Here is a 12720-nt window from a genome sequence, read left to right on the forward strand (position 1 = left end):
GGGGCGGGCGGGATGGTGGCGGGTGCGGGGGTGGCGGGCATGGCGGGCTCCTGACGGGCCGGGGCGGGGAGGAACACGGGGCCGGGGCGGGGGCGCGTACGCTCCCCGCCCGGACCGGGAGGACCGGTGCCTGCGCGGCGGTCAGGTGCGGTCGGACCAGCGGAAGGTCTTCAGCGCGACGGCCGTGAAGACGACGGCGAAGCCCGCGAGGACGGCGCAGGAGAACAGGATGTCGCCGGTGGTGCCGGAGCCGGTGAGGGAGGCCGAGACACCGTCGTTGAGGTAACGCAGCGGCAGGACACGGGAGATGGCCTGCATCCAGTCGGGCATGGCGTCGAGCGGGAAGAAGGAGCCGGAGAGGAAGGCCATCGGCAGCATCACGCAGTTGGCGACGGCGGCGACCGCCTCCGGGGTGCGGGTGAAGGAGCCGACGATGACGCCGAGGGCGAGGAAGGCGGTGACGCCGACGACCAGCATGAGGAAGGCGTACGGCCAGCCGGAGGAGAGTTCCAGGCCGAACGGCGGCAGCATGGCGACGGCGACGAAGAGAACCGCCTGGACGGCGCCGATGCCGAGCGCCAGCACGTAACGGGAGGCCAGCACGGCGGAGGTGGGGGTGGGGGTCATCCGGATGAGGCGGAGGATGTCGTCGCGCCGCCACTGCATGAGGACGAAGCCGACGCCGAAGACGGCCGCGTTGCCCAGGCCCCAGGAGAGGACGCCGGGGGCGATGTAGCTGATGTAGGGGCGGCCGGACTGCTCGACCTCCTGGCCGCTGAAGATGAGGCCGAAGACGACGAGGAAGATCAGCGGGAAGGCGAAGGTGAAGAAGAGGGTGGTCTTGTCGCGGGTGTAGGCCCGGTATCCGGCCTGGCTGAGGGCGGCGTAGGCGCTCATGGGGTTCTCCGTGGGTGTGGTGCGGGGTGGGGGGGCGCGGGGCCGGTCAGCTCTCGGCGGGGGCCGGGTCGGGGGCGGGGGACGCCTCGCCGGTGAGGGAGAGGTAGACGTCCTCCAGGCTGGGGGTGCGGGTCTGCACGCCGTGCAGGCCGCCCTGGGCGTCGACGGCGGCGAGGACCGGGCCGGAGTCCTCGGTCTCCAGGACCGTCATGTCGCCGTCGGCGGTGGCGCGCAGCACGCCGGGCAGGGCGGCGCCCTGTTCGGGGGTGAGCCGGTCGGCGGGGACCAGCAGGCGGGTGGTGCCGCTGCTGGCGGCGATCAGGCGGCCGGGGCTGTCGAGGGCGCGGACGGCGCCGCCGACCAGGATGGCGACCCGGTCGCAGAGCGCCTCGGCCTCGTCCAGGTGGTGGGTGGTGTAGACGATGGTGCGGCCCGCGCCCTTGAGGTCCCGGAGCACCTTCCACAGGTCGCGGCGGGCCTGCGGGTCGAGGGCGGCGGTCGGCTCGTCCAGGAAGATCAGCTCGGGCTCGTGGACGAGGGCCGAGGCGATGGCCAGGCGCTGGCGCTGGCCGCCGGAGAGGTCGTCGACCCGCACGTCGCCGTGGTCGGTGAGGCCGACCAGGGCGAGCGCCTTCTCGGCGGCCTCGCGGCCGACCCGGTAGAGGGCGGCGACGGTGGTGAGGTGTTCGCGGGCGGTGAGGCGGACGAAGAAGGCGCTGGACTGGGTCTGCACGCCGATGCGCGGGAGCAGCGCGGTGTCCCGGGGCCAGGGGTGGTGGCCGAGCACGGTGACCGTCCCGGCGTCGGCCTTGCGCTGGCCCTCCATGATCTCCACGAGGGTGGTCTTGCCGGCGCCGTTGGGCCCGAGCAGCCCGAAGAACTCGCCACGGGCGACGGTGAGCGTCACCCCGGCGACGGCCTCGGTCCGCCCGTACGTCTTGCGGACACCGTCGAGGACGACGGCGCCGTCGTGGTCGGTGGGCTGGGGGGTCATGTGGTGCTCCTCGATCGGGGTGTGCGGGGTGTACGTCCGGGAGGCTGGGGGTCAGCTCCCGGTCAGCAGATGGCGGGCGGCGGCCCACAGGGCCAGGCCGATCCCCGCGAGGACCAGCAGCACGGCCGCCGGATACGCCACATAGGCGCGGCAGGCCGGGGCGGGGTAGGCGCGGGCGGCCGCATCGCGGCGCAGGGCGAGCCCGAGATAGGTGCGGCTGGCGGTGAACAGGCCCAGGGTGCGGGTGAGCTGCCCGGCGATCTGGTACCCGTCGAGCGGCGGCAGCGGGATCAGCATGGCGAGGGCCTGCACGGTGCCGAGCAGGACGAGGGCGGCGCAGGCGTCGCGGGTGGCGTCGTCGGGCGGGGCGAGGAGCCAGAGCGCGCCGAACGGCAGCAGGAAGAGCAGGTTCATGACGGCTCCGGCGACGGCCGTCGCGATGCGGGCCCAACGGGTCGGAAGGTACGGGTAGTTGTCGACTGTGCAGTACATGATGACCACGGGCAGCCGCCACCGCAGTCCGATCTCGGCCACCGTGCCGCCGTAGTGGCGGGCCACCACGCCGTGGGCCAGTTCGTGCAGGGCGGTGGAGAGCCAGAGCAGGGTGGCGGCGGCGACCAGGAGCACCGGGTTGCGGAAGAGCGCCCAGGTGGCGTCGAGCGCCTCCCCGGCGCGCACCACCAGGGCCGCCTGGAGCGCGAGGACCAGCAGGAGCAGCGGGACGAGCGCGGCCGGGTGGAGCAGGGGGCGCAGCACCCGGTGGAGCCGGGCGGTGGTGGCGTCGGCGTCGGCCACCAGGCGCAGGGTGCCGCGCCACAGGGTGCGCGGCCCGGCCGCCGCCGAGGCCGCGGCCTCGGCGGCGGCCGGGCGGGGCGCGCCGTCGAGCAGGCCGCGGGTGCCGAGCAGGGCGAGGAGCTGGCGCCACTGGGCCTCGCCGAGCCGCTTGCCGTGGGCGGCGGCGTACTCGGTGCCCAGCTCGTCCAGGGCGCGGGTGCCGTCCATCCGGGCCAGCAGGAACGCCTCGCGCGGGCCGACCTTGAAGGCGTGGCCGGTGCCGGTGTCCTTAACCAGGTGGACGGTGGCCGGGCCGTCGTACAGGGGCCCGCCGACGAGCACGCCCGCGCGCAGGGCGGGCCGGTAGGAGCCGGGGACGGCGGCCCGTTCGGCGGGCGCGCTCACGCGGCGCCCTCGCGCAGCACCCGGCCCAGCACGTGCGAGAGGTACGCCTCGTCGCGGATGGTGACGTGCAGCCGGTTGTTGGTCATGTGCATGTACGGGGAGAGCAGCAGCGGCAGTGCGACGGCCGGGTCGGTGACCTGCTCGTCCCGGGTGCCGTCCCAGGAGCGGAAGACCAGGTCCCCGTCGAGCGTCAGCCTCTCCGCATTCTCCCTGAGTTCGGCGCAGTGCTCGGCCCAGCCCGCGAGGAAGCCGGGCAGCCGGGGCTTGTCGGCCTCCTCGGTGGCGGGGTCGGTGGCGGCGCGGACGCGGGCGAAGCGCTCCCCCAGGCCGGGGGCGAGGGCGGCGTAGTTGCGGTCGTACTCGTCGGTGCCGATGAAGTTGGTGCCGGGGAAGGCGCGGTGCCAGAACTCGTAGTAGCTGTCGAGGTAGCCGTTGAGTTCGGCCTTGTCCGGGAGGAAGGTCGCGGCCATCACCATCATCAGCTGGGCGGAGGTGCCGAGCAGCACGGTGCGCAGGTGGAGGTTGATGGTGGCGAAGGCGTCGATGACCAGGTCGGAGGAGTGCCGGAAGTGCCACTCGGCCAGCTCGATCCCGGCGGGCCCGCCGTACTTGCCGTACTCGGGCTCGTACGGTTCGGCGCTGCGGCTGTTGTTGGGGCGGATGTTCATCCGGCCGTCGGCGCCGGTGTAGTGGCCGCGTTCGGCGCCGGGGAACTCGATGTCGAAGAGGGTGTTGTAGAAGTCGTTGAGGAAGCCGGCGTCCACCTCGTAGAGCGCGGGGCGTTCGCGCAGGAAGGTGTCGACGGCCTCCTCGGTGCGGCGGCGGACCTCGGCCTCCGCCTGGGGGGTGGCGGGCTTGAGGCGGAGCCGGACGTGCGGGCCCTCCAGCCAGTAGTTGATGAAGAAGTAGCCGCTGATCAGCCCCTGTGCCTCCAGCTCGGCGACGAGCGGGCGCACGCAGGTGAGCAGGAACGGGCGGGGGTTGGCGGCGTAGAAGACGTGGGTGGCCTGCCAGGCGCCGGACTTGGTGGCGGCCCGGGTGCCGGTGAGGGTCAGGTCGGTCATGGCGCGGTCCTCGCGGGGGTCGGGGCGGGCAGGGTCTCCACGGCCAGTTCGGTGACGTGCCGGCCGCGCGGCGAGGCGGCGTGCAGCCCGTCCTCGTCGGGCAGCGCCTCACGGAAGACGGCGCGGGCCTTGTCGGTACGGAGCAGCGCCTCGAAGGCGGCGAGCGAGAGCGGGCTGTCGAGGTCGAGGTAGCTCGGCTTGGCGCCGGTCGCGCCGCGCGCCCCGCTGTCGGAGACGGTGGCGTAGACCCTCGCGGGCAGGCCGTGGGCCCGGCGGAAGCGGTGCCAGCCGAGGAACCAGGCGGCCTCGTCGGTGCCGGGCGCGCGCAACGGCAGGTCGCGGGCGTCCACGCCCCAGCTGCGGCGGGCGAGGACCAGGCTGCCGTGGCGGACCCGGGGCCGGTGGGTGACCCCGTCGACGGGCGGGCGGTCGGGGACGCCGCCCCAGACGTTGAGCGGGGACATGGAGGTCGGGGAGAGCAGCAGCAGGGTGCGCGGGAGTTCGGGCAGGGCGAGCGGGACGAGGTAGCCGAGGTAGACCGGGATCACCTCGCGCTCCAGGCGGGCGGAGCGCAGGACGAGGCGGTCCTGCTCCTCGTCGTGGACGAGGAAGAGGTCGTCCAGGCCGAGCCGGAACTCCGGCTCCAGGGTGCCGGCCTCGCCGGGGCCGACGATCTCGTACTCGGTGAGGCGGGCGTGCAGGTTGAGGTTGGAGGTGACGGGGCCGCCGGTGACCTCGGCGAGGACGGCGCCGGGCGGCGCGGCCTGGGCCCCGGCGGCGAGCAGCCGCTCGTCCAGGCCCTCGAAGAGGTGGGTGAAGCGGCTGAAGGGGAAGGAGAGGCCGCCGTAGGAGCGGTTGAGGACGGCGAGCGGGCCTTCGGGGCGGTCGGCGAGCTGGACGTGGTGGCTCATCGGAGCGAAGGCGGGCGCGAGGGGGGCGAGCGGGGCGGCGGTGGCGTCGAGGAGGGCGTCGTCGAGGACGAGGTCGCCGTCGCCCTCGTGGGCGCCCCAGCGTTCCCGCATCCCGGCCAGGAAGGTGGCGCGGGCGGCGTCCAGGGACTTCAGCTCGGGCAGGCCGAGCCAGTTCTCCTCGGGGTTGGGGTCGCCGTCGGGGCCGAAGGCGGGGCGCTGGGCGGTGAAGGAGAGGTACTGGTCGAAGAAGTCCTCGTGGAAGTCGTGGACCAGCTTGACCAGGTCGTCGCAGCGCCCGCCGCGCCCGAACCGGGCGGTGAAGAACCCCTTGAAGGTAAGCCGGTGCGGCAGGGTCAGGTCGAAGGCGGGCAGCACCCGCTCCAGCCGGGAGAGCGGCTCCCCGGCCACCTCGGCCCAGCGGTCGGCGGAGAGGGTGAGGCCGGTGGGCCCGTCGGCCGGGACCGCGCAGTCCTCGTAGAGCACGGTCTGCGGGACGCGGTGCTGCTCGGCGCCGAGCGACCGCTGCACGGCGGCGAGTTCGCCCCTCAGCTGTTCCAGGAGGAGCCGTCTGCGGTCCGGTTCGGCGGCGGCGAACTTGTCGACGCAGGCCGCGGCGGGCTCCAGCCGGTCGGCGAGGCGGTCGGCCCACGGGCGGCCCACGCCGCGCAGGGCCGACTGGAAGGCGCGCAGCGGGTCGGTGTCGTGGACGGTGACGTCGAGGCAGGGCACCCGGACCAGGCCGAGGGCGAGCAGCGCGTCCAGGTACTGGGCGACGTCGGCCTCGGTGGCGTCCCGGTCGGCGGCGAGCCAGGCGGAGAGGGCGCCGTACCGCAGGGTGCCGTGCTCCTCGAAGTGGCCGAGGAGGCGGTCGAGGGTGCCGCTGCGGCGGAGGTAGAAGAGGCGGTCCTTGACGGAGTCGAAGGTGACGGCGGTGGCCTCGTCGCCCTCGGTGACCCAGCGCCGCACGTACCGCACCCGGTCGGCCTCGCGCCCCCACCCGGAGGCGACGGTGACGGGCAGGTCGGCGCGGCGGCCCGGGTCGGCCAGGACGGTGGCGGCGAGCCGGCCGACGGCGGCGGTGTTGAGCCGGGCGGCGGTCGGCCAGGCGTCGGCGACGGCCAGCGGGAAGGCGCCGGGGCCCGCGTGCGGCTCCCCGTCGGTGAAGGTGCCGAGCCCGACCCCGGTGAAGGTGGAGAAGGGGCTCGTCTTGCAGGCGGTCCGGTACAGGTAGGACAGCAGCGACCGTTCGATCTTGCGGTGCTTCTTGTCCGGGGTGGCGGCCGGGTCGGCGGCGGTGCGCCGGACGTATGCGTCGAGCCCGGCGTCCAGGGTCGGCGAGGCGAGCAGCAGGCCCCTGCGGAGCCGGTCCTGGCCGGCCGCCGCGCAGAGGGCGGCGCGGGCGCGGGCCGTCTCGGAGGCGAGCAGCCCGGCGCCCTCGGCCTCGCGGGCGGCCAGCGCGGCCCGCCGCTCCAGCCAGCCGGCCAGCGCCTCGGCGGCGCGCGGGTCGCGGGCGGCGACCAGGGCGCGGGCGGCCTCGGGGTCCTTGGGGAGCCGGTTGTTGAAGACCTCGCGGCGGAGTTTCAGCAGGGCCCGGCGTTCGGCCTCGTCCTCCAGCCCGCCGATCAGCGGGTGGAGAAGGTCGCCGAGGGCCTCGCCGTCGGCGGTGAGGCGGGCGGCGGCGTCGAGCACGTCGTCGGCCCAGCGGCGGGCGCCCGGGGCGCGCAGCGGGCGGACCGTCTCGACGGGCAGCCCGGCGGTGCGCAGGACGAAGGCTTCCCTGGGGCGGCCGGGGCGCGGGCCGGGGGCGTCGGGTGCGGGCATGACGGCGGGGGTGCCCCTTCCGGAGGTCACGTCAGCTCGTGGCGGTAGTCGGCGGGGGCGGGCCGTTCGTGGCCGGCCATCATGATCAGCAGCGGGGCCTCGCCGGTGGCCTCCAGGCCCAGTTCCTCGATGTACGAGATGTTGTCGAAGCCGAGCGCCACCCCGCAGCCCACGTCGAGCGCGGCGGCGGCGGTGTAGACGGACTGGGCGACGGCGCCGATGGTGGCGTTGACCAGCCGGTACCCCCGGTCGCCGACCGCGTCGAGCACGGCGGTGGTGCGCACGGTCGGCACCAGCACCACCCCGGCCTGCTCCAGGTTGTAGTTGGAGAGGAAGTAGTTCTTCTGGAGGAAGGGCCCGGGGGCGCCCTCCTTGACCAGGCGCAGGGTGCCCGCCCCGGGGTCGTAGGCGTACGCGCCGGGGGCGACGTCCTCGGCGTGGTTGACGAAGACGTACAGCCCGGCGAGGCGTTCGCCCCCGGCGCCGGTGCCGGTGTCCCCGCCGAGGTACGAACCGTCGGTGGCGGCCCGGCAGAGGGCGGCGAGGTCGGCGGCGGCGAGCGGGCGGGAGGCGTCGAACCGGCCGAAGCTGCTGCGGCGCCGGCGCAGGGCGGTCCGCACGTCGGTGGTGAGCGGGGTCGCGGCCGGCAGCGGCGCCTCGGGCAGGGCCGGGCCGGCCGGGTGGGCGGCGGCCGGGGCGAGGGCGCCGGGGGCGGGCCGGTCGAGGGCGCCTTCGGCGGTGGCGGCCTGCATGGCGGTGACGGCCTCGAAGGTGAGGACGGTGCGGGAGCGCTCCACGTCCCGGTGGCGCACGGCGAACGGGGTGGCCGGGGCCGCGGCGGCCCCGGTGGCCCCCTGCCACCGCAGTGGCACCACGGCGAAGATCCCCTCCTCCTCGGTCCGCACCCCGAGCAGCCGCGCGAGGCGCTCCTCGTCGAACCAGAGCGCGGGCTCCACGTCGAGCCCGCGCGCCCGGGCCCACAGCCGCCAGGTCTGCACGCAGGCACCGAGGTCCATGGAGACGGCGTGGAAGGAGAAGCTGTTGTACTTGAAGGCGTTCTGCCAGTACTTGATGGAGAGGACCAGGTACTGGTCGGTGGCGTCGGCCCCGTCCGGCGCGCCCGGCCCGGCGGCGTCCAGGGCGGCGCGGACCTCGCCGGTGGCGTCGCCGGTGAGCAGGCGGCGCATGGCGTGGTGGCGGGTGGCGTAGTGGTGGACGCCGGGCGGCAGGGGCGCGGAGGGGCCGGAGACCCAGTAGACGCTGACCGGGTAGAGGCCGCCGCCGGAGGCCGAGCCGCGGGAGAAGTTGGCGAGCGGGTAGTGCGGGAGGGCGTCGAGGTCGGTGTTGGCCTGGACGCCGAGGCGGCGGCCGGTCAGGCCGTAGGAGTCGCGGAGCATCCCGGAGAGCGCGGCGAGGTCGAAGTGGCCCGGCCCGTCGAGGGGTTCGGGGTCCAGGCCCTGGTCGAGGGCGGCGTCCGCCGGGTAGCCGGAGTCGGGCAGCGGCAGCAGGTCGGTGTCCGGGTAGTGCTTGGTCTTGCGCGGGCCGTCGGCCCAGTTCGGCACGTGGTCGACCGGCTCCATGTGGACCCGGCCGCGCCGCATGATGGCGGCGGCGTAGTCGTAGGCGTACCCCACGGAAGGCTCCCTGGCTTGTCGGGGCGGCTGGCTGGTGGCGTCGGGTTCCCGGTCAGGGGAAGGGGTGCGGGGCGGGGTTGAGGTCGGCGTCGGTGAGGTCGCGGCCGGCGAGGCCCGCCTCGCGCAGGGCGGTGCGCAGGCGGGGCATGCCGAGGGCGCGCTGGCGGGTCCAGCCGAAGTCGATGGGGAGCAGGCCGGGGACGAGGACGCTGACGGTCCTCAGGCCCAGCGCCCGCTGTTCGGGCATGGTCTGGTCGACGACGACCACGTCGAAGCCGGCGCCGGTGACGGCGTCCACGCACCGGGCGAGGTCGTCCCGCAGGTCGTCGGAGACGGGCGGCAGCGAGCCGTCGCCGTACAGCTCGGCGACGGAGCGCTTCGGCGGGCGCGGGGTGCCGGGGGCGCCGAGGAGGAAGTCGGCGTGGTCGCCCATCTCGGGGATGCCGTAGGCGAGCGGGTGGTCGTGGAGCGCCTCGACGCGGTGGAAGTCGGTGGCCATGGCGCGCAGCCGGGCCTCGTCGCGCCGGGTGCGGCCGGGCAGGTTGACGGCGTCGGTGGCGATCTCGCAGAGGGCGCCCGCGACGGCCGCCTCGGGGTCGAGCCCGGCCCCCGCGCCGAAGCACATCCGGCCCGGCCCGCCGTCGGGGCGGACGGCGACGCCGGTGACGACCGGGATCGGGAAGGTGATCCGGGTGTCGAAGAACCGGGCCTCGTAGCCGTACATCGCGAGCCGGTCGACCATGTGCCGGGTGGCGGCGCTGGTGCTGGTCGCGGGGTCGATCTCGGGCAGGGCGGCCCGCCCGTACCAGGCGAGCAGGAAGGCGTCCCGCTCGACGACCTCCATGAGCCCGCAGTAGACGGCCTCCTCCAGGCAGCCGCCGGTGGCGCAGCCGTTGGAGGACTCCTGGACGAACCGGTTCTCCAGCCCGGGGGCGTGGTAGTAGGTGAGCACCTCGGGGACGAGGACCGGGCGTTCGTCGCGCAGCGAGTACCCCCACACCCAGGGGATCTCGCGGCCGGTGGTGAAGGGCGGCACGTGCGGGTTGGCGGCGTGGAACGCCTCGTCGTACAGCCCCACCACGCGCGGGTCCACCACCTGCTCCCCGCGTGCCACGAGCTGGTCGAGCGAGGCCCGGACCTCGGCCTTCTTCGCCCGCGACCGCATCCCGGCGTACCGCTCCAGGCCCTCCAGGACGCCGATGCGCAGGCTCTGCCCGAAGGTGTCGGCGTGGCCGCCCCAGAAGGTCTCGCGGAGGTAGTCGCCGGAGCGCATCGAGAAGCAGCCCACCGTGGCGGAGGTCGACCCGGAGGAGACGTCCTGCACGACGGAGGGCCCGAGCGAGCCGCAGAGCGGGTTGGCGTACGGCTGGATCGGCAGCTCGTAGGTGGCGAGGTCGCGGACGCGGAAGCTGCCGGGCCGGTGCTTGGGCGCGGGCCCCAGGGTGAGCGTGGCTGCCTCGGCGGTGTCCTCCTCGGCGACCGAGCAGCGCGGGCACTCCGGGTCGGGGACGAGCGGGTAGTGCCGGGTCCGCAGCGTCTGGAGGTCGACCAGGTGCACGGCGGCGAACGCCCCCGTCTCCGGTCCGCGCCCGCCGAGCCGGGCCGCGATCAGCCCGGCCACCGCCTCGGCCCCGAACACCGTCAGGTACGGGTTCTCCCCCGCCGCCCGCGTCCCGGACCCCAGCTCCAGCGCCTCCCGCAGCGTCACACTGCGCACCGCCTGCCACCGCCGCTCCAGGCAGCGGGCGCAGGGCTGTTCCCACTCCCCGGGGAAGGGCCCGACCACGGCCTGCCGCCCGTAGAGCCGCACCGGCACGGCCCCCGCCTCGGACGCGGCGAGCGGCGCCCGGAAGGCGTCGTGGACGCCGAGCGGGGCGAGGTCGAGGGGGACGGGCGTGGCGTGGGCGGCCAGCGCCCGGTGCAGCCGGGCGGCGAAGGCGGCGACCGGGTCGGCGGCGGCGTGGCCGGGCGCTCCGGCCGCCTGGTCGAGGGTGTCAGCGGGCATCGGTGCCGTCCTCGGCGGGGGCGGCCACGGTCAGCAGGACCCGGGCGGTGGCAAGCCGGCCGGTGGCGAGGTCGGCCGGGGTGGTGTCCAGGTACAGGGCATCCCGGCCGGCCTCCCCGAGGCGGGCCAGGATCTCGGGGAAGGTGGTGGCGGCGTCGAGCGGGCCGCCCGGCTCCCCGGCGAGGGCGAGCGCGGCGGGCGCCAGGTCGGTGACGAAGGGGTCGCCGGAGTCGGGCTCCTGGCCGGTCTCGGCGGCGAGCTGGGCGTCGCCCAGCAGGTCGCGCAGGGCGGCGCGGGCCGCCTCGCGCCGGGTGAGGTCGGCGGCGACGGCCCAGCGGCCGCCGGGCTCGCGGGCGAGGACGACGGGGGCGGGCCCGTCGCCGGTCAGGTCGAGCAGTTCCACGCCGAGGCCGAGCGCGGCGGCGGTCTTGTGCAGGAACTCCAGCTCGGCGTCGCCCGCCGCGTCCTGGGCGAGCGGCACGGCCGCCCTGCCCCGGACGGCGTCCAGCACGGCGGTGTGGGCGAGGGCGGCGAGCAGCGCGGCCCCGGCCGCCTCGGCGGCCGAACTCCCGGCGCCCGCACCGGCGGTGGCGGCCAGGTGCGTCCGGAGCCGGTTGTGCGGGCCGAAGGGCCGGGCGGCCGGGACGGGCACGCGGTGCGGCTCACCGGTACGCAGCGAGAGCGCGGGGGTCCAGGCGGTGGCCGGGGTGGCGTCGGTCCCGCCGAAGGTGGCGAGGGAGGCCGGTGCGACGGGTGCGCCGTGCTCCTCCCCCGCCGGCGGCGCCGGCACGGTGTGGTCGACGTACAGGACGGCGGCCCGGTGCAGGGCGCGGGTCCGGGCCCCGGCGAGGTGGTGGATGTCGGCGGCGGTCACGGCGCGCACCGTGCCGTCGGGCAGGGCGAGTTCGACGCGGCTGACCTTGAGCGGGGTCTGGGTGAGGTCGTCGTCGTCGAAGCGGGTGAAGACCCCGGTGTGCGGGCGGACCAGCGCGCTCGCGGTGGCGTTGAGCGCGTCCACCACCTCCTGGGCCTCCTCGGCCCCGGCCACACTCGGCGTACGGGGGACCTCCGGGGTCCCGGGCGAGGTCACCGGGACTCCGGAGGGGGCGCAGTGGCGGCAGCGCGGGTGCGGGGGCACGGGTTCGGCGAGGACGTCCAGCGAGGAGAGGTCCTGGATGAGCACCTGCCCGCGCGTCTCGGCCGGCTGCACCCCGCTGGTCAGCCGGAACACCTCGTACGCGAGGAGGTTGCCGGCCATCGCGGCGACCGGCCCGGTCAGCGGCCCCGGCGCGCCCGCGTCCAGGCTCCGGGCGCCGCCCGCCACCTCGCTCCACAGGGCGGCGGCGGTGCCCGCGTCGACGTTCGCGCCGAGGCGGAGCAGTGCACAGGACCAGCAGCCGCCGGTGGCGCTCGCGGCGTCGGCGCCGGTGGTGAGCGGGCCCATGACCAGCCGCTCGCCGAAGGCCCAGGCCGGCAGCAGGGTGCGGCCCTCGGGGACGCCCTCGGTGAGCAGGCGGTGGGTGAGCCCGGCCGCGCCGGGTCCGGTGACCACGACGACCTCGTACCCGTCCAGCGCCGCCCAGCCGGGCCCCTCGGCGGGGTCGGGCAGCCGGTTCAGGCTCACCGGGCAGCCCTCTTCGGCGAGTTGGTCGGCCTCACCGGTCACGTCGGGGAAGTCGGCGGCCAGCCCGACCGTTCCGCAGCCGTTGCGGACCAGGCCGAGGGCGACCCAGCGGGCGGTCTCGTCGGTGCCGAGGACGGCGACGCGGGCGGCCCGGTAGCGGGCGAACCGGTCGGGGGCCGCGTCGGTGTAGTGGTCGATGTAGGCGATCTGCGCGGCGAACCGCTGCCCGGCGGCGTCCTCCGGCGCCGGTCTCAGCGCGTCGGCCTCGGGGATGTCGCGGGCGAAGTCGCGGGCGTAGAGGGTGCGGACCAGTTCGGCGGCCATCGCCCGCTGGGCCGGGCCGAACCCGGCGCACACCTCGTCGAGCCGGTGGCGCCCGGTCAGGTGCGGCAGGACGAGGGCGGCGAACCGGTAGGCGGTGCGGCCGGTGAGGTGGAAGCCGCCGTCGGCGTTGTGGAAGAGGACCCCGCCGGGGGTCTGGGTGAAGAGCACGTCGCGGCGGACCCGGGGCCGGGTGGCGGCGAGCGCGTCGAAGGCGTCGGCGGCGGGGGCGGTCGCCGGGGCGGGTTCGGTGGTGGAGTCGGCCATCAG

Annotated in this window: 8 protein-coding genes; all 8 read right to left on the reverse strand. The window is 76.0% G+C overall.

Going from position 1 to position 12720, the window contains the following annotated elements; all coding sequences use genetic code 11:
- Positions 1-141: 141 nt before the first annotated feature.
- From IF45_RS0127000 to IF45_RS0127035, 8 genes are read right to left on the reverse strand one after another with little or no spacing between them, the layout of a single operon-like run.
- Positions 142-897 carry an ABC transporter permease gene (locus tag IF45_RS0127000; RefSeq protein WP_003950323.1) on the reverse strand — a complete coding sequence of 252 codons (756 nt, stop codon included), beginning with the start codon at positions 895-897 and terminating at the stop codon, positions 142-144.
- 46 nt (positions 898-943) lie between these two features.
- The gene (locus IF45_RS0127005) at positions 944-1891 is read right to left on the reverse strand and encodes an ABC transporter ATP-binding protein (RefSeq protein ID WP_003950322.1); all 948 of its coding nucleotides are present in this window, start codon (positions 1889-1891) and stop codon (positions 944-946) included.
- A gap of 51 nt (positions 1892-1942) precedes the next feature.
- Complete coding sequence (locus IF45_RS0127010) at positions 1943-3070, reverse strand: metalloprotease (protein ID WP_030310044.1); 1128 nt, start codon at positions 3068-3070, stop codon at positions 1943-1945.
- The gene (locus IF45_RS0127015; protein WP_030310046.1) at positions 3067-4134 is read right to left on the reverse strand and encodes a lantibiotic dehydratase C-terminal domain-containing protein; all 1068 of its coding nucleotides are present in this window, start codon (positions 4132-4134) and stop codon (positions 3067-3069) included. Before IF45_RS0127015 ends, IF45_RS0127010 begins: the two co-directional genes overlap by 4 nt.
- Positions 4131-6866, reverse strand: a complete 2736-nt coding sequence (locus IF45_RS0127020; protein WP_242536788.1) for a lantibiotic dehydratase — start codon at positions 6864-6866, stop codon at positions 4131-4133. Before IF45_RS0127020 ends, IF45_RS0127015 begins: the two co-directional genes overlap by 4 nt.
- 26 nt (positions 6867-6892) lie before the next feature.
- A complete protein-coding gene (locus IF45_RS0127025; RefSeq protein WP_030310050.1) occupies positions 6893-8500 on the reverse strand; it encodes a SagB family peptide dehydrogenase in 1608 nt (535 codons plus the stop codon).
- A 52-nt stretch (positions 8501-8552) separates the two neighbouring features.
- The gene (locus IF45_RS0127030; protein ID WP_030310052.1) at positions 8553-10505 is read right to left on the reverse strand and encodes a TOMM precursor leader peptide-binding protein; all 1953 of its coding nucleotides are present in this window, start codon (positions 10503-10505) and stop codon (positions 8553-8555) included.
- The gene (locus tag IF45_RS0127035) at positions 10495-12717 is read right to left on the reverse strand and encodes a TOMM precursor leader peptide-binding protein (RefSeq protein WP_030310054.1); all 2223 of its coding nucleotides are present in this window, start codon (positions 12715-12717) and stop codon (positions 10495-10497) included. The genes IF45_RS0127030 and IF45_RS0127035 overlap by 11 nt, the downstream gene beginning before the upstream one ends.
- Positions 12718-12720: the final 3 nt, after the last annotated feature.

It is taken from the genome of Streptomyces albidoflavus, from assembly GCF_000719955.1.
Lineage (GTDB): Bacteria > Actinomycetota > Actinomycetes > Streptomycetales > Streptomycetaceae > Streptomyces > Streptomyces albidoflavus.